At 66.4% G+C, this 15,619-nt stretch carries 14 protein-coding genes; 5 read left to right on the top strand and 9 right to left on the bottom strand.

Features of this window, described 5'->3' with window-relative positions:
• Window positions 1–97: 97 nt before the first annotated feature.
• The 4 genes from MJ205_RS14630 (at window position 98) to MJ205_RS14615 (ending at window position 4,444) form a co-directional block, all read left to right on the top strand.
• Window positions 98–1,057, top strand: a complete 960-nt coding sequence (locus tag MJ205_RS14630) for a Bug family tripartite tricarboxylate transporter substrate binding protein (protein WP_239809135.1) — start codon at window positions 98–100, stop codon at window positions 1,055–1,057.
• Window positions 1,058–1,212: 155 nt separating this feature from the next.
• On the top strand, window positions 1,213–1,797 hold the full coding sequence (locus MJ205_RS14625; protein WP_239809134.1) for a tripartite tricarboxylate transporter TctB family protein: 585 nt from the start codon (window positions 1,213–1,215) through the stop codon (window positions 1,795–1,797).
• Complete coding sequence (locus MJ205_RS14620; RefSeq protein WP_239809133.1) at window positions 1,797–3,311, top strand: tripartite tricarboxylate transporter permease; 1,515 nt, start codon at window positions 1,797–1,799, stop codon at window positions 3,309–3,311. Before MJ205_RS14625 ends, MJ205_RS14620 begins: the two co-directional genes overlap by 1 nt.
• Window positions 3,312–3,502: 191 nt before the next feature.
• Window positions 3,503–4,444 (top strand): DedA family protein/thiosulfate sulfurtransferase GlpE, encoded by a 942-nt coding sequence (locus tag MJ205_RS14615; RefSeq protein ID WP_239809132.1) that lies wholly within the window; start codon window positions 3,503–3,505, stop codon window positions 4,442–4,444.
• A gap of 19 nt (window positions 4,445–4,463) precedes the next feature.
• Here MJ205_RS14615 and MJ205_RS14610 read toward each other — a convergent pair whose 3' ends face one another.
• The 6 genes from MJ205_RS14610 to MJ205_RS14585 form a co-directional block, all read right to left on the bottom strand.
• The gene (locus MJ205_RS14610; RefSeq protein ID WP_239809131.1) at window positions 4,464–5,711 is read right to left on the bottom strand and encodes a putative Na+/H+ antiporter; all 1,248 of its coding nucleotides are present in this window, start codon (window positions 5,709–5,711) and stop codon (window positions 4,464–4,466) included.
• Between the two features lie 230 nt (window positions 5,712–5,941).
• Complete coding sequence (locus MJ205_RS14605) at window positions 5,942–6,985, bottom strand: transporter (protein WP_239809130.1); 1,044 nt, start codon at window positions 6,983–6,985, stop codon at window positions 5,942–5,944.
• Between the two features lie 102 nt (window positions 6,986–7,087).
• A complete protein-coding gene (locus tag MJ205_RS14600) occupies window positions 7,088–7,252 on the bottom strand; it encodes a hypothetical protein (protein ID WP_239809129.1) in 165 nt (54 codons plus the stop codon).
• Window positions 7,253–7,267: 15 nt separating this feature from the next.
• A complete protein-coding gene (locus MJ205_RS14595) occupies window positions 7,268–8,365 on the bottom strand; it encodes a YeeE/YedE thiosulfate transporter family protein (protein WP_239809128.1) in 1,098 nt (365 codons plus the stop codon).
• 83 nt (window positions 8,366–8,448) lie between these two features.
• Window positions 8,449–9,408, bottom strand: a complete 960-nt coding sequence (locus MJ205_RS14590) for a rhodanese-like domain-containing protein (protein ID WP_239809127.1) — start codon at window positions 9,406–9,408, stop codon at window positions 8,449–8,451.
• Between the two features lie 141 nt (window positions 9,409–9,549).
• Window positions 9,550–10,095 carry a DUF4256 domain-containing protein gene (locus MJ205_RS14585; RefSeq protein ID WP_239809126.1) on the bottom strand — a complete coding sequence of 182 codons (546 nt, stop codon included), beginning with the start codon at window positions 10,093–10,095 and terminating at the stop codon, window positions 9,550–9,552.
• Window positions 10,096–10,201: 106 nt separating this feature from the next.
• On the opposite strand from MJ205_RS14585, the gene MJ205_RS14580 reads away from it, so the two are divergent.
• Window positions 10,202–11,092 (top strand): plasmid replication/partition related protein, encoded by an 891-nt coding sequence (locus MJ205_RS14580; protein ID WP_239809125.1) that lies wholly within the window; start codon window positions 10,202–10,204, stop codon window positions 11,090–11,092.
• A 30-nt stretch (window positions 11,093–11,122) separates the two neighbouring features.
• On the opposite strand, the gene MJ205_RS14575 is transcribed toward MJ205_RS14580, so the two are convergent.
• From MJ205_RS14575 to hemH, 3 genes are all read right to left on the bottom strand, one after another.
• Window positions 11,123–13,843, bottom strand: a complete 2,721-nt coding sequence (locus MJ205_RS14575) for an ATP-binding protein (RefSeq protein WP_239809124.1) — start codon at window positions 13,841–13,843, stop codon at window positions 11,123–11,125.
• A gap of 93 nt (window positions 13,844–13,936) precedes the next feature.
• Entirely contained in the window at window positions 13,937–14,404 is a 468-nt protein-coding gene (locus MJ205_RS14570; protein WP_239809123.1) for a GNAT family N-acetyltransferase, read from the bottom strand.
• A 36-nt stretch (window positions 14,405–14,440) separates the two neighbouring features.
• Window positions 14,441–15,490, bottom strand: a complete 1,050-nt coding sequence (gene hemH, locus MJ205_RS14565; RefSeq protein WP_239809122.1) for a ferrochelatase — start codon at window positions 15,488–15,490, stop codon at window positions 14,441–14,443.
• Window positions 15,491–15,619 lie beyond the last annotated feature (129 nt).

Here is a 15,619-nt window from a genome sequence, read left to right as displayed (position 1 = left end):
TCGGTGTTTTCCCTAGCTCTGGACCGCCTGGCTGACAGCCATTTGACAGCTAGGGCCGCGATGATTCAGGCACTAACAACACGATCAGGAGACAACCATGCGCCGTGATGCATTCCTCAAATCCATGCTTGCGCTGGCCGCTGCCGGCAGCCTGCCGATGCAGGCCTTTGCTGCCACCAATGTCAAGATGCTGCTGCCCGCCAACCCCGGTGGCGGCTGGGACACGACCGGCCGTGCGCTGGGCAAGGCGTTGCAGGATGCCGGCGTCGCTGGCACCGTGACCTATGACAACAAGGGCGGCGCCGCAGGCGCCATCGGCCTGGCGCAGTTCGTCAATGGCAGCAAGGGCGATCCGAACGCGATGATGGTCATGGGCGCCGTCATGCTGGGCGGCATCATCACCGGCAAGCCACCGGTGGACCTGAACCAGGCCACGCCGCTGGCGCGCCTGACCAGCGAATACAACGTCTTCGTGCTGCCCGCCAACTCGCCCTACAAGAGCATGGCCGAAGTGGTCGCCCAGCTCAAGAAGGACCCTGGCTCGATCAAGTGGGGCGGCGGCTCGCGCGGCTCGACCGAGCACATTGCTGCGGCGATGATTGCCCGTGCCGTGGGTGTGGACCCGGCCAAGATCAACTATGTCGCCTTCCGGGGCGGCGGTGAGGCGATTGCTGCCGTGCTGGGTGGCAATGTCACCGTTGGCGGCAGCGGCTTCAGCGAGTTTGCCGAGTACATCGCCACCGGCAAGATGCGCCCGATCGCCGTCACCTCGGCCCAGCGCCTGGAAGGCTCGACCGTGCCCACGCTCAAGGAGCAGGGCATTGATGTGGAAATCGGCAACTGGCGCGGCGTCTATGGGGCGCCCGGCATCTCGGCTGACCAGCGCGCGCAGCTGATTGCGATGCTGGAAAAAGCCACCAAGAGCGCCAGCTGGGCCGAGTCGATGAAGAAGAACGACTGGACCTCGGCATGGCTCGCCGGTGATGCCTTCAGCCAGTTCGTCACCGCCGAGTTCGCCAATCTCAAGGACACCATGACCCGCGCTGGCATGGTCTAAGCGCAGCCGGCATGGCCGCTGGCGGCCATGCGCTGCGCATTGCGCTCCCCTTTGCCATCTGTCTGAGGCACCGGCCTGGCCCGGTGCCCGGCTGGGCCGTTGCCGCCTGATCGGTGGCGCGGGGGCGGCGCCGTCATCTTTTCAGGAGTTTCGATATGAGCAACACCGCAGATTCTTCGGGGCCCGGCGCCAACGGCGCCGCCGCGCCTGCGCCGGAGGCTTTCGAGCATGCGCACACGCCGCGCACCACCTCGCAGCTGCTGGTCGGCATAGCGGTCCTGGTGATTGCCGGCCTGCTGTCCTGGGGGGCATTGCACATCCCCTCGCAAGCGGGCTACAGCGGCGTGGGGCCTGATTTTCTGCCCTGGCTGTCTGCCAGCGTGCTGGGCCTGTGCGGCATCTGGCTGTGCTGGGAGGCGCTGACCGGCGGCTTCCACCACCTCGATGCCCCCGATGGCGCCCAGCATGGTGACTGGGGCGCGCTCACCTGGGTCTGCGCAGGGCTGATCAGCAGCGCGGCGCTGATCACTACGTTGGGCTTCATCCTCAGCTGCAGCCTGTGCTATGTGCTGGCCACGCAAGGGCTGCGCCGCGCAACCGGCCAAACGCAGGCGGGCTCGTTCAAGACCATGGGCAAGGACCTGGTGACGGGTCTGCTGATTTCTGCGCCCGTGTTCTGGGCCTTTACCCAATTCCTGGCAATCAACCTGCCCGGACTGACCGAGACAGGGTGGCTGTGATGGATATTTTCAATGCACTGATCCAAGGCTTCATGACGGCGGCAACGCCGGTGAACCTGCTCTGGGCCCTGGTGGGCTGCGCGTTGGGCACGGCGGTGGGTGTGCTGCCCGGCATCGGCCCTGCGGTGGCGGTGGCGATGCTGCTGCCGATCACGGCCAAGGTCGAGGTGACTGCCTCGATGATCTTCTTTGCCGGCATCTACTACGGCGCCATGTATGGCGGCTCGACCACCTCGATCCTGCTCAACACCCCCGGTGAGACGGCGAGCATGGTGACGGCGATGGAGGGCAACAAGATGGCCAAGAGCGGGCGTGCTGGTGCGGCGCTGGCGACCTCGGCCATCGGCTCCTTTGTGGCCGGCACGATTGCCACCGTGGTGGTGACCTTGTTTGCACCGACCGTGGCCGAGTTTGCCGTGCGCCTGGGCCCGCCCGAGTACTTCATGCTGATGGTGCTGGCCTTTACCACCGTCAGTGCTGTGCTGGGCAAGAGCAGCCTGCGCGGATTGACCGCCTTGTTCCTGGGCCTGGCCGTGGGTTGCATCGGCATGGACCAGATCACCGGCGCCGCGCGATACACGATGGGCAAGCCCGAGCTGCTCGATGGCATCGACATCGTGCTGGTCGCCGTGGGCCTGTTTGCGGTGGCCGAGGTGTTGTATTTTGCGCTCTACGAAGCCAAGACCCGCGATACGCAAAACAAAATGGGCCGCGTGCACATGACGCGCCGCGACTGGAAGCGCTCGGTACCCGCCTGGATCCGTGGCACCATCATCGGCACGCCGTTTGGCTGTATCCCTGCGGGCGGCACCGAGATCCCGACCTTTCTGAGCTATGCGGCCGAGAAGAAACTGGCCAAGGGCGATGACAAGGCCGAGTTCGGCACCTCGGGCGCCATCGAAGGCGTGGCCGGCCCGGAAGCGGCCAACAATGCGACGGTGACGGCGGCGCTGATCCCGCTGCTGACCCTGGGCATTCCCACCAGCAACACCACGGCGGTGCTGCTGGGTGCGTTCCAGAACTACGGCATCAACCCCGGCCCCCAGCTGTTCACCAGCTCGGCAGCGCTGGTGTGGGCGCTGATTGCCTCGCTCTACATCGGCAATGTCATGCTGCTGGTGCTGAACCTGCCGATGGTCGGCATGTGGGTCAAGCTGCTGAAGATCCCCAAGCCGCAGCTCTATGCCGGCATCCTGATTTTCGCCACCGTCGGCGCCTATGGCATGCGCCAGAGCACCTTCGATCTGTTCCTGCTGCTGGGCATTGGCGTGCTGGGCGTGGTGATGCGGCGCTTTGACTTCCCCACTGCCCCTGTGGTGGTGGGCATGATCCTGGGCCCGCTGGCCGAGGCCCAGATGCGCAACGCGGTCGCCATTGGCGAGGGCAGCTGGACCATCTTCCTGCAGCGCCCGATGTCACTGACCTTGATCATCATCGTGCTGGCGGTGCTGATTGTGCCCCGCGTCCTCAAGTGGGTCGGCAACCGCAAGGCGCTGCAAGCCGCGGCGGCGTGATCATCGGCACATCACCGGTCCTTCTCTTGGCACCCTGCGGGGTGCCTTTTTTATGCCTTTGCCATGCGTGTCGTTCCCGTGCTGCAACACTGTATTGCCCATTTGCGGGCTAGGCAGTGGCGGTGCCATGGCCTACCATTTGCAGATTAGCAACTGGTGCTGCCAAGGCAGCGTGGAAACGGCCTGCGTTCATGGATTTCATTGTTGCCCTGGTGCGCGAATACGGTGTTGGCATCGTCTTTCTCAATGTGCTGATCGAGCAGTTGGGCGCGCCCATTCCCGCATATCCGGTGCTGATGGTCACCGGTGCCATTCACGGCGGTTCGCTGCCGCAGCAGTTGCTGCTGATCGCGGTGGCGGTGTTGGCGGCGTTGATCGCAGATGGCGTCTGGTATGCGATGGGGCGGCGCTACGGCAGGCGGGTGCTGGCGCGGGTCTGCAAGATTTCGCTATCGCCCGATTCCTGCGTGCAGAACACCGAATCGCTCTACGGCCGCTGGGGCGCCAAGTCGCTGCTGATCGCCAAGTTTGTGCCCGGCTTTGCGTCGATTGCCAGCGCGCTGGCCGGTGCCGTGGGCACTACGCCGAGCCGCTTTGTGCTGTTCGATGGCCTGGGCGCCTTGCTCTGGGTGGGCTCGGCAGTGCTGCTGGGGGGGCTGTTCAGCTCCACGGTCGAGGACCTGTTGGCCGTGCTCGCGCAGCTGGGCCAGTGGGGTTTGCTGCTGCTGGGCCTCGGGTTTGCCATCTTCATTGCGCGCCGCTGGTGGAGCCGCCGCCAGGTGATCCGCTCGCTGCGCATGGAGCGGCTCACCGTCGATGAGCTCAATGACATGCTCGGTGGCGATGATCTGCCCGTCATCCTCGATGTGCGTGCCGGCACGGCGTTCGAGGCATCGCACATCCCCGGCGCGCATTCCTATGACCCGCATGACAAGGGCGCGCGGCTGCCGGCCATCGACCCCGAGGCCTCGGTGATCATCTACTGCGCCTGCCCCAATGAGGTATCGGCTGCCCGCATGGCCCAGTTGCTGCGACGTGCCGGCATCCAGCGGGTGCGGCCGCTGCTGGGTGGTATCGATGCCTGGGTCGATGCGGGCTACCAGGTGCAGGGCAGCAGCGCCGCATCTGCGTGACAGCTTTCAAGGCCGGGTTTTACAGGCAGAGAAAAGCCAGGGCTGCAATGGCCGTGGGCAGCAAGGCGCCCAGCAACAGGCCGCCAATGCTGATGGTGGCGTTGCTGAAGCCGTGCTTGAGCAAGGCCACACCAGCGGGGTTGGGGGCATTGGCAATCACCGTCAGGCCACCACCGGCGACGGCACCGGCCATCAGCATGTACTTGGCCGCGTCGCTCATGCCTTCGATCTGCGAGCCCAGGTAGGTCAGTGCCGCGTTGTCGGTGATGGCGGTCAGGCCCAGCGCCCCAAAGAACAGCACCAGCGGTGCCATGCTGGCCACCAGCGGCTGCAGCCACCAGCTTTGCAGGCCGCCCAGCACCACCAGGCCGGCCAGGAAAAAGCCCACCAGCAGTGCCTCCTTGAGGATCAGCGGGCTTTGGTATTTGACATAGGCATGGGTGTAGCCCAGAAACAGCAGAAACACGCCCAGGAACAGCACCGGGTGGTGGGCCAGCACGACCACCGCCGCCAGCAGGGCCGCATGCACGGCCACCACACCCAGCGGCATGGCCGGCTGCGCATCGTCGCTGGGCGGTGCTGCTGCCAGATGGGCGCGCATGCACCAGGCAGCAATACTGGCGTTGACCAGCACCGCAATCACCGCTTTCCAGCCAAACTGGCTCAGCATGAAGGCGCTGTCCCAGCCCCAGGTGGCCGCCACCATCAGCACCGGCGGGGCGGCATAAGAGGTGAGCGTGCCGCCAATCGAGATGTTGACGAAGAGCACGCCCAGCGCCAGGTACTTGAGGCGGGTGGGCATGCGCGGGGTAAAGACCAGCGGGGCCAGGGTCAGTGCGGCAATGGTCATCGCGGCCGGCTCGGTGATCAGCGAGCCCATCAGCGGCACGGCGGCCAGGCCCAGCCAGGCCAGGCTCAGGGCGGTGGGCAGCGGCGTGGCGCTGGCCAGTGCGGCCAAGCTGCGCTGCACCGTCGTCACGATGGGGCGGGACGCCGCCATCACCATGACGACAAAGACGAACAGGGGTTCGGTGTAATTGCGCGACTCGGCGTAGTCAATGGCCTGGGATGGCCCGCTGGCAAAGGCCATGACACCGATCAGCACCATGGCCCAGAAGCCGAAGACGATCTCGACCTCGCCCAGCAGATGGAAGACACCCGCGTGGCGCGGGTAGCGGTGCGACAGGCGCTCGAATTGTTTGGCAAGAAAGGTATGGGCCAGCGCGATGGCAAAGATGCCAGCGGCCAGGTGCTCGATCGCAAACATGAAGGTGCTCCGATGCGAAGCATGCAAGCGTTTGCAGGCGGCGGGGCGTGCACGTGGGTGGCAGCGGCCGCAGGCAAAAGTGTGCAGGCAACAATGTTCCAGCGAGGCGGCCCGACCTTCGCTCACAACCTGCCGCTACACCCTATGTGACGACACCCAAGCCCTCCATTTTACAAAAAAATAATCAGTTATGGGTTTTCAATGTCTTTTTGCAGACGCGCAACACGGTCTCAGGCCGGCGGGTGGCGGCGCTTGCTGCGCAGCCACCAGGCCGCGATCAACGAGAACAGCACGATCACCCCGACCAGCAGCCAGAAGCCCAACGGATCCTGGCTGAGCGGAATGCCGCCCACATTCATGCCAAACAGGCCGGCCATCATGTTCACCGGCAGGGCCAGCACGGTGATCATCGTCAAGGTGTAGAGCGAGCGGTTGGTGTCTTCGTTGATGCCGGCGGCAATCTCTTCCTGCAACAGCTTGATGCGCTCTTCGAGCGACTGCATATCGCGCAGGAAGACGGAAAACTCCTCGCTGGCCGCACGCAGCGCATGCAGGTCTTCATCCAGCATCCACTGCGGCGGCGTCTGCAGCAGGCGGAACATGGCCGAAGGCTCAGGCGCCAGCAGGCGCTTCAAGCGCACCAGCAGGCGGCGCAGCGCGCCCAGCTGGCGCGGCTGCATGCGCGTGCGCCCGCCCAGCATGGTGTCCTCGATCTGGTCAACGCGGTGGGTCACATCGCGCACGATGCGCACCAGCACATCGGCCTGGGCGCGCAGCAGGCGCTCCAGCAGCTGCGGGCTGGAGCCGGGCGTGTCACCCTGGCGAATCTGCTGGCGCAGCGCATCGACCGAGCGCAGCGGGTGGGCGCGCGCCGATATCACCCATTGGGGCGAGGCCTGGATCCACATCGTGTGGATGTCGCTGGACTCGAACTGGAAGTCGAAATCGATGTCGTTGATGACGGCGAGCAGCGCATCATCCATGCGCTCGATACGGGTCGAGGCCAGGCCATCGCGCAGCGCCTCGAAGTACTGCTCATCGAGCGCCGCATACTGCTGCAGCCAGCGCAGGCAGTGGGCATGGGAGAGGTTGAAATGCAGCCAGATAAAGGCCGTGCTGTTGGGCGGCGCGGCCAGCCAGGCCTGCGCTTGCTCGGCATTCAGCGCGGTGGCGGGACCATGGCCGTCGAAGGCATAGCCCCAGATCAGGCCGCTGTTGTCGTGGGGGGAGACCAGCGGGAGCGGGTCGGGCTCCCGCGGCAGGGGTTCGTTCAAGATAGCACTCCGGGGACGGGCGGTTGCCCCTCGCCAAACCCGGTATTTTTGGCCGCTATCGTGAATTTTTCATGACAAAGCCATGACGCGCCCCGGGCGCACTCAGTCGGGCATCGAGCAGTGGCCGCCGCTGGCGTGCTGGCCCGAGCCCGCAGCGATCAACGGGGCCTCGTAGCGCAGGTCAACGGGCTGGCTGTGGACATAATCCCAGGCGATGAAGGCGACCAGCAGCACCCAGAACGTGCTGCGCAAAACGGTGGTGTTCATATACGGCTCCTGTGCTTAAAAACCAAAATGGCGGCGAATGCGCAGCCCGAAGATCGTGCCGGCAAAGGCCAGTGGCACCCAGATCCAGCCATGGATGCTGCCGGTGCTGATGCCCGAGAGCATCGCGCCGACATTGCAGCCAAAGGCCAGGCGCGAGCTATAGCCCAGCACCAGCCCGGCGGCCAGGGCCACCAGCCACTGCGTGCCGGTCAGCGCCTTGGCAGCGGCGGGCTTGCCGGCAGCCATCCACAGCGCACCGGCCAGAATGCCGATGTTGGTGATGCTGGTGATGTCCAGCAGCACGGTCTCGTGCAGACGCTGGGCATTGCCCGGCTGGCTCCAGAACCAGTTGCCTGCCAGGTCCACGATGCCGGTGCCATTGGCGACCTTGGCGGCCCAGAGGCCAAAGCCATAGACGACGCCCCATGGCTGGCCGGCAATCACTAGGTTCAGGGTCGCGAAGATGGCCAGGCCGATCGCGCCCATCACCCATTTGCGCTGCCACAGGCCGGGCATGCTGCGCTGCTGCGCCGCATGGGCCCTGGCGCAATAGGCCTGGACCGCAAACCCGATGACGGCCAGCGCTGCCAAGGTGGCAAGCAGCGCAGGCAACCAGCCCCAGGTGCTGACCAGGCCCACGGCCGGCATGCGGCCCAGGTCCAGCCACCAGCCCAGGTGCAGCGATCCCAAAAAGCTGCCGATGGCAAACATCGGCAGGATGGCCGTGTTCATCGGGATGCCCATGCCCGCCTTGTACAAGGTGCCGCTGCCGCAGCCATCGGCAATCTGCATGCACAGGCCAAACACAAAGGCCCCCACCAGCAGGCTGATGCTCGGTGGGCCCAGCGCAGCCGTCAGCTCAGGGTAGTGGCCCAGCAGCGGCATGGCCATGGCGGCGGCCAGTGCCAGCAGCAGCAACTGGCCAAACACGCCGCGCGGGTCCTTGTCCTCGACCAGCATGCGCCAGCCGGTGGTAAAGCCAAAGCGCTGGCCGGCCAGGATGGCACCCAGGCCGATACCGACCAGGAACAGCGCCGCCTGGCGCAGCGATACCGACCACAGCAGCCAGCCAAAAAAGGCCGCCATCAGGATCGACAGGGGAAGTCGTTTCATCACGATCACCGTTGAGAGTCAATACAACAAAAAGCTGCCAGCACCTTTGCGGGAGTGCTGGCAGCCGAAGCACCGGGTCAGGCTTACTTGAACTTGCGCTGCCACCATTGCTTGGCGTCATAGGCCAGCGATTCGGCGCGCCCGGGCTGGTTCTCCATCGCCGGGGCACCGGGCTGCTGGGTCCAGTCCACCATCGAGCCGGCGTACAGCTTGACGTTGGGCAGGCCGGCCATCTCGCTCAGGCCAAACCAGTCGGTGGCGGCCCAGTGGCCGGTATTGCAAAAGGCGACGGTGTCCTGGCCGTCCTTGCGGCTGACCTTCTCGGCGATCTGCCGGGCGGTGGCCGGGTCCACAAACTGGGCCGTGCCCTTGACAAACCACTGGTTGAAATCCAGCTGCTGCGCGCCGGGCAGGGTGCCCGAGAGCTTGGCCGCTGGCGCCCGGGTCTTGCCCTGGTAGAAGGCATCGGGGCGGGAATCGACCAGCGCGGCATTGCTCAAATCCACATGGGAGCGCACCTGGTCGCGCGTGGCGATCAGGCTCTCGTCCAGCACGGGCTGGTAGCTGCTGGCCTGCACCTGGGGCGCCTCGGTGCTGACCGGCTTGCCGTCGGCCACCCAGGTCTTCATGCCCCCGTTGACGATGGACAGCTCCTTCAGACCCAGCACCTTCAGGCTCCAGTAGACCCGTGCCATCGCGCCAAAATCGGTGGCATCGGCGCCAGTGGATACGACCACCGCATGCGTGGCCGGGGTCAGGCCCAGCGACTGCACCAAGGTCGTGAGCTTGGGCAGATCGGGCAGCTCCCCGGGGTTGGTGGCCGGGCCGCGCCACTTGCCATAGGGCGCATTGAGCGCGCCGGGGATATGGCCTTCGGCATAGAGCTTGGGCTCGCGGATATCGATGACGACAGGCGCAGCAGCGCCTTGCTGGGCGCTGGCCAGCTCGGCCGGGCTCAAGAGCGGTTGCGCGGCATGGGCTGCCGTGAGCCAGCTGCTGACCAACAGGGCGCTGGCCACAGCCAGATGGCGAAAGGTTGTCATGGCAATAGCTTGTAGAGGCAATTCAATGGGCCCTATTGTCCCGCGATTGCGGTCTGCGAGCAGGTTGTGCGCAGATTGAATATATGGCGGTAAGGTTATATACCCTGAGGGAATAAAGGCCGCGCTGCCTGCCTGGGTTGCCTATACCCAGAGCCCGGCGCGGAAGCCGCGTGCCGCGTAGTAGGACTGCACGCCATTGTGGTAGCTGAACACGCGCTCATAGCGCCGGTCGCCAAACAGCGCGCCCCCAAGACGGCGCATTGCTTCGGGGGTGGCCAGCCAGCTCGAGGTCTTGCAGTCAAACGCTCCCAGGGTCTGCAGATGGCGGTACTGCAGCTCGTCGAGCAATTGCACACCCATCGCATCGGCCATGCCCTGCGCGCTGCCGGCGGGCCTGTTTTCCTTGCGGGCGGCCAGTGCCTGCTCGTCAAAGCAGAGGCTGCGCCGGCCGCTGGGGCTTTCGGCAGCGCAGTCGGCAAACAGCAACCGGCCGCTGGCACTGTCCTGCAAGATGACATCAGGCTCGCCGCCGGTGGCCTCCATCCGGGCCAGCGCTTGGTGCGCAGCCGTGTTCCTGTCCAGGCGCTGCAGCACCTGTGCCCATGCCAGTAGGGGGTGGCGCGGCATATGGGCCTCAAAGCGTGCCTGCAGCAGGGCCATCAATGCCTGCAGTTCGGTCTTGTTCATGGCTGTCAAATCCTTGTCAAGCGGCTGCCACTTTTGCGCACTTCTACAATCGGCGCAAGCTTTTTCAAGGATTACCCAACGGCGGCACCTGCCGCCGCGCTGCATTATGGATATTGTTGTCAACGAAGAACTCAAGGCCTACATCGACCCGCTGACCCCTGACGAGCATGCCTCGCTGGAGCGCAGCATCCTGGCCGAAGGCTGCCGCGATGCGCTGGTGCTCTGGGGCAATGTGCTGGTCGACGGCCACAACCGCTACGGCATCTGCCAAAAGCATGGCCTGCCTTTCAACACGGTGCAGAACACCCAGTTCCAGTCGATGGAGGATGTCTACCTGTGGATGATCGACCAGCACCTGGGGCGGCGCAGCGTCTCGGATTTTCAGCGCGGCGTGCTGGCGCTGCGCAAGCGCGAGATTCTGGAGCACCGCAAGCTGGAGAAGGCCCACCCGGTGGCTGCACAGCCGGCCGAAGGCGAGGCGCCTGCGGTCAGCAACGCCGACGAGGCTTTCTCGCCGGTCGATGCCGCCGAGCTGGAAAAGGTAGCCACCCGCGAGGCCATCGCCAAGGCGGCCCGGCTGTCGAGCAGCCAGGTGGCACAGATCGAGAAGATCCAGAAAAGCGCCGCGCCGGCGCTGGTCGAGGCCTTGAAGGCCGGTGATATCTCCATCAATGCTGCTGCCGTGGTGGCCAGCCTGCCGCATGACGAGCAGCAGGCCGCTGCCCAAGGCGGCAAGGATGGCTTGAAGCAGGTGGTCAAGCAGGTGCGCGAGGCCAAGCGCAAGCCCAAGGAGGAGGCCCCCGAAGCCCAGGAACCGGCCAGCGCACCCTCGGCCGCGCATGGTGCCGAAGCGGTGGATGCCGCGCTGGACAAGGCCCAGCAGCAGATCAGCGACCTGCGCGCCCGCGTGCAGGAGCTGGAGCTGGAAAACGCCCAGCTGCGCCTGCAGCTCGCGGCAGCGTCGTCGCAGGATCTGCCGGTCCCCGACGAGGCCTGATCGAGGATTTCTGCCTTTCGCCCTCCGCCTTTAATCCAGCGGCGGGCGCTTGGCCGGCTTGGGCAGCAGCCGCTGGCGGAAACGCTGCGCACGGGGCCGCGCAGCGTCGGCACGCTGGCAGGCCAGGCGGTATTGCAGCAGGCTGGCCTCGGCTGCCTGCACCAGCGCAAGCGGCAGGCGCTGTGCCTCGGGCATCGGGTGCGGGGCGCTCGCGGGCAGGTCGCACTGGTCCATCAACAGCGCCAGGCCCTGGCCCACATGCGCGGCCGTGTAGACATGGAACTGCCCGGCCTCCACCGCCTGTACCACCCGCTCGGCCAGCATCAGATGGCGCTGGTTGCGTGCGGGGATCAGCACGCCGTGGCTGCCATCCAGGCCTTGCTCGGCGCACAGGTCAAACCAGCCTTCGATCTTTTCATTGAGGCCGCCCACGGGCAGTACCTCGCCGTGCTGGTTGAGCGCGCCGGTGACGGCGATGCTCTGGCGCAGCGGCAGGCCCGACAGCGAGGACAGCAGCGCATAGAGCTCGGCGCAGCTGGCCGAGTCACCTTCGACACCACTGTATTCCTGCTCAAACACGACCGAGGCATTGAGCGCCAGCGGCGCCAGATGGCCAAACAGGGCCGTCAGATAGCCTTGCAGAATCAGCACGCCCTTGTCGTGGATGGGGCCGGACATGGCCACCTCGCGCTCGATGTTCATCACCCCTTCCTGGCCGGCATGGGTGCGCGCGCTGATGCGCACCGGCAGGCCAAAACGGTGGTCGCCGGTGTCGATCTGCGACATGCCATTGATCTGGCCGACCTGGCTGCCGGCAAAGGAGATCAGGTGCTCGCCGTCGCTGATGGCCGCATGCAGGTCCTGCTCCATCGCGTTGTGGCGCAGGCGCTGCGCGGCCAGCGCGGCTTCCACATCGGCGGCCTGCACCAGACGGTCCTGCCCTGAGCGCCGGGCGCGCTGCGCGCTCTCCAGCAGCAAGGCTTCGAGCTGGTTCAAGCGGCCGCTTTGGCGCTGCTGGTCATCGGCCTCGCGGTGGGATTGCTCCAGCAGCCGGGCGACCGCACCGGCGTCGCAATGCGGCATCTGGTAGAGCTTGCAGCGCTGCGCCATCAGTGCAGCGGTGGCGCGGTAGGTGGCGGCCGAGGCCTTGAACTGCTCGGCAAAATCGACCTTGACCCGAAAACGCCGCGCCATGTCCGGGTCGCTCTCCTGCAGCTGGTAGTAGGCTTCTTCGGAGCCGACCAGCACGAGCTTGAAGTTCAGCGGCAGCAGCTCGGGCAGCATCGCGCCACTGCTGCTGGGGCCTTGCGCGGCATGGGCATCCTCGATGCGCAGCTGGCGCGTGCGCAGCACCCGGCGCAGCGCCTGCCAGCTGTCCTCGTCGCCCAGCAGGTCGCGCAGGTGCAGCATCAAAAAGCCGCCATCGGCACGCAGCACGCTGCCCGCGCGGATGCAGGAGAAATCGCTGCGGCGCTCGTCCTCCTCGGGCGGGTCGATGGTGCCAAACAGGTTGCGCAGGCTGGGCTGGTCCTCCAGCACCACGGGGGCATGGGCCTCGCCATGGTGGTCGACGATCAGGTTGAGCTGGCTGAGCGCGCGCAGCGCCTTGCGCTTGGCCTCCAGCAAGGCGCGGGCATCGTCGCGCGCATCCTGGCTTTCGCCTTCGCCCTCGATGCTGTCGGTCTGGTCGAGCAGCGCATCGGCATCCTGCGCAATGCTGCCCGGCACCCACAGCGCCATATTCTTGAGCCACTCGGCCTGCATCTGCGACAGCCAGCGCTGCAACGTGGCTGCATGCTCGGCGCTGGGGGTCAGGCCATCGAGCACCTGCGCCGATGCGGCTTGCCAGAGCGGCGTGGCCAGCGATTGGTAGAACAGGTTCAGCGCCGCATCGCGCGCCATCTGTGCCTGCCGCACCTGGCCCCGGAACTGTGCCAGCTGCACGCGCAGCTGGTATTCCAGGTCTTCGGCGGGTACTGCGGTGCCGGGGGCCTCTGCGGCGTCCTCGCCTTCGCCGGGCGCCAGCAGCAGTGCAGGGTCGGCCTCGGTATCTGCCTGGGGCGGGGTGGCATTTTCCAGCACAGGCGGCTGCTCTTGCTGCACACCCGCCCCAGGCGGGCCGGCGTCCGGGCCGGTGGGGTCGCCAGGCGGGTTGTCCTGGCTGTCCACCACCAGCTGGCCTTCCTCGCGGCGAATGCGCAGGCCGGCGCCCTGCGCCCAGTCGTGCAGCGTGCCAAAGGCGGCTTCTTCCGCCTGGCGGGCCTGGTTGTACAGCTGCTCGATCTGGCTGCGGTGCTGCGCTTGCTGCACGGCTTTGTCGAGCTGCTCGGGCAGCTTGTCCACCATGGCCTCGATGCGGCGGCGCAGGCTGCGGCCCTGGCCGGCGGGCAGGCGCAGCGCCTGGGGGCGCTCGGGCACGGCGAAGTTGTGCACAAAGGCGATATCTTGCGCAGCGGGGCGGCGCTGTGCCTCGGCCTGCATGGCCTGGCGCAGCAGCGATGTGCGGCCGCTGCCTTCCTCGCCCAGCACAAACAGGTGGTAGTCGGGCGGGTCCATCGCCAAGCCAAACTCGGCCGCCGCCTGCGCGCGTTGCTGGCCGATCCAGGAGAAGGGCTCGTGCACCAGCTCGGAGGTGCTGGCAAAGCCCAGTTGGGCCGGGTCAATGCGCAGGCGCAGTTGGTCGGCCTGCAGCAGCTCGGCGCACAGCAGCGGGTTGGCAGGTGGGGAAGGGGTCAATGGCGTGTCGGACAAGGGGATATTTTTCTGGAGAGCCCCAGGGGCGCGGGGCGCCTGGGGCCTTGTTGTGGGTCAATGGGGGTGTCTGGGCAAAGCGCAAGCGCGGGGCTAGAGCGCCAGCCGCATGATGTGCTGCGGGCCGTAGCCACCATCCAGGTAGAGCTCGCCGGTGTCCTCAAAACCGCACTGGCGGTACAGCGGTATCGCAGCGGCATTCTTGCAGTTCACCGTCAGAAACACGGATGTCGCAGCCAGGCCCTGCGCCCGCAGATAGGCGGGCAGCGCCTGCAGGCTGCGCTTGGCCAGGCCCTTGCCCTGAAAGCGCTGGTCGATGAAGAAGCTGCGCAGGCCCAGGCTGTCCGCCGACGCAAAGGGGTAGTGCTGCGCGTAGTCCTGGTCGATCAGGAAAAAGCCGGCAATCTCCTCGCCATCGCCAATCAGATGGGCGCCCAGCCGGGGGTGCAGCTCGGCCAGGGTCTGGGCAATCGGGGCGACAAAGGGCAGCTGTGCCTCGTGCAGCGACAGGCCCAGCACGCGCTCGCGCTGCTCGGGCCGGTAAGGGGAGAGGAGGGTCATCGTGGTGCGGTCTCTGGCAGCGTGGTGCGGGGCAGCTCAGCGGGGCTGGGATGGCGCCGTGCCGGTGTCCCAGCCTTGCAGGTGCTGCAGGGCCAGCTCGCGCAGCGCCTGGATCCAGCGGGGCTGGTCGTTCAAACAGGCAATGTAGTCGAACTGCTGGCCGCCTGCATGCACAAAGGCTTCGCGCACTTCCTGGTTGATCTCTTCGAGTGTCTCCAGGCAATCGGCGGGAAAGCCCGGGCACATGACCTGCACATGGCGCAGTCCTTGCTGGGCCAGCGCGATCAGGCTCGGCTCGGTATAGGGCTCCAGCCATTTGGCCTTGCCAAAGCGCGACTGGAAGGTAAGCATGTACTCGCTATCGGTCAGGCCCAGCTCGGCGGCCAGCAGGCGGGCCGTCTCCTGCGAGTGCTGCTGATAGGGGTCGCCCAGGCGTACATTGCGCTCGGGGATGCCATGGAAGCTCATCACCAGCTTGGGCGCGCGGCCGTCCAGCTGCCACTGCTTGCGCACGCTCTGGGCCAGTGCCTGGATATAGCCGGGATCGCGGTGGTAGCTGCGCACAAAGCGGATCTCGGGGATGTCGCGCGCGCTGGCGCACCAGGCATTGACCGCATCGACCACGCTGGCGGTGGTGGTGGCCGAGTACTGCGGGTACAGCGGCAGCACCAGCACGCGGCGCACGCCTTCGGCCTTGAAGGCATCGAGCTGGCTCGCGATCGAGGGGTTGCCGTAGCGCATCGCTGGCCGCACCAGCACCTGGTGGCCCGCTTCGCCCAGGGTGCCGCGCAGCAGCTTGGCCTGCTTCTCCGTCCAGACGGCCAGCGGCGAGCCCTCGGGCATCCAGACGCTGCGGTACTTGGCGGCCGACTGGGCCGGGCGGGTGCGCAGGATCACCCCGTGCAGCAGCGGCTTCCAGACCAGCGGCGGGATCTCGACGACGCGCTGGTCGCTCAGGAACTCGGCCAGGTAGCGGCGCGTGGCTGCCGTGGTGGGCGCATCCGGTGTGCCCAGGTTGCACAGCAGAATGCCGGTTCTGTCAGGAAGGGGTTGGCCAAGAGGCTCGGGTCGGAAGCGTGAAACCATGGCTGGGATTGTCGCAGCTTGGCAGCGGGCCCCGGCGCATACCCCTGGCCGCAGCGGGCCTGCGCGCCTTTGTCCGACACCGGACCGCTGGGGCGCGCTGGCCCGCAGCGATCCGCTATGCTTGGCGCC

Origin of the sequence: Comamonas sp. B21-038, from assembly GCF_022387135.1 — a bacterium.
Lineage (GTDB): Bacteria > Pseudomonadota > Gammaproteobacteria > Burkholderiales > Burkholderiaceae_C > Comamonas > Comamonas sediminis.
This window is presented reverse-complemented; position numbering and strand designations above follow the sequence as displayed.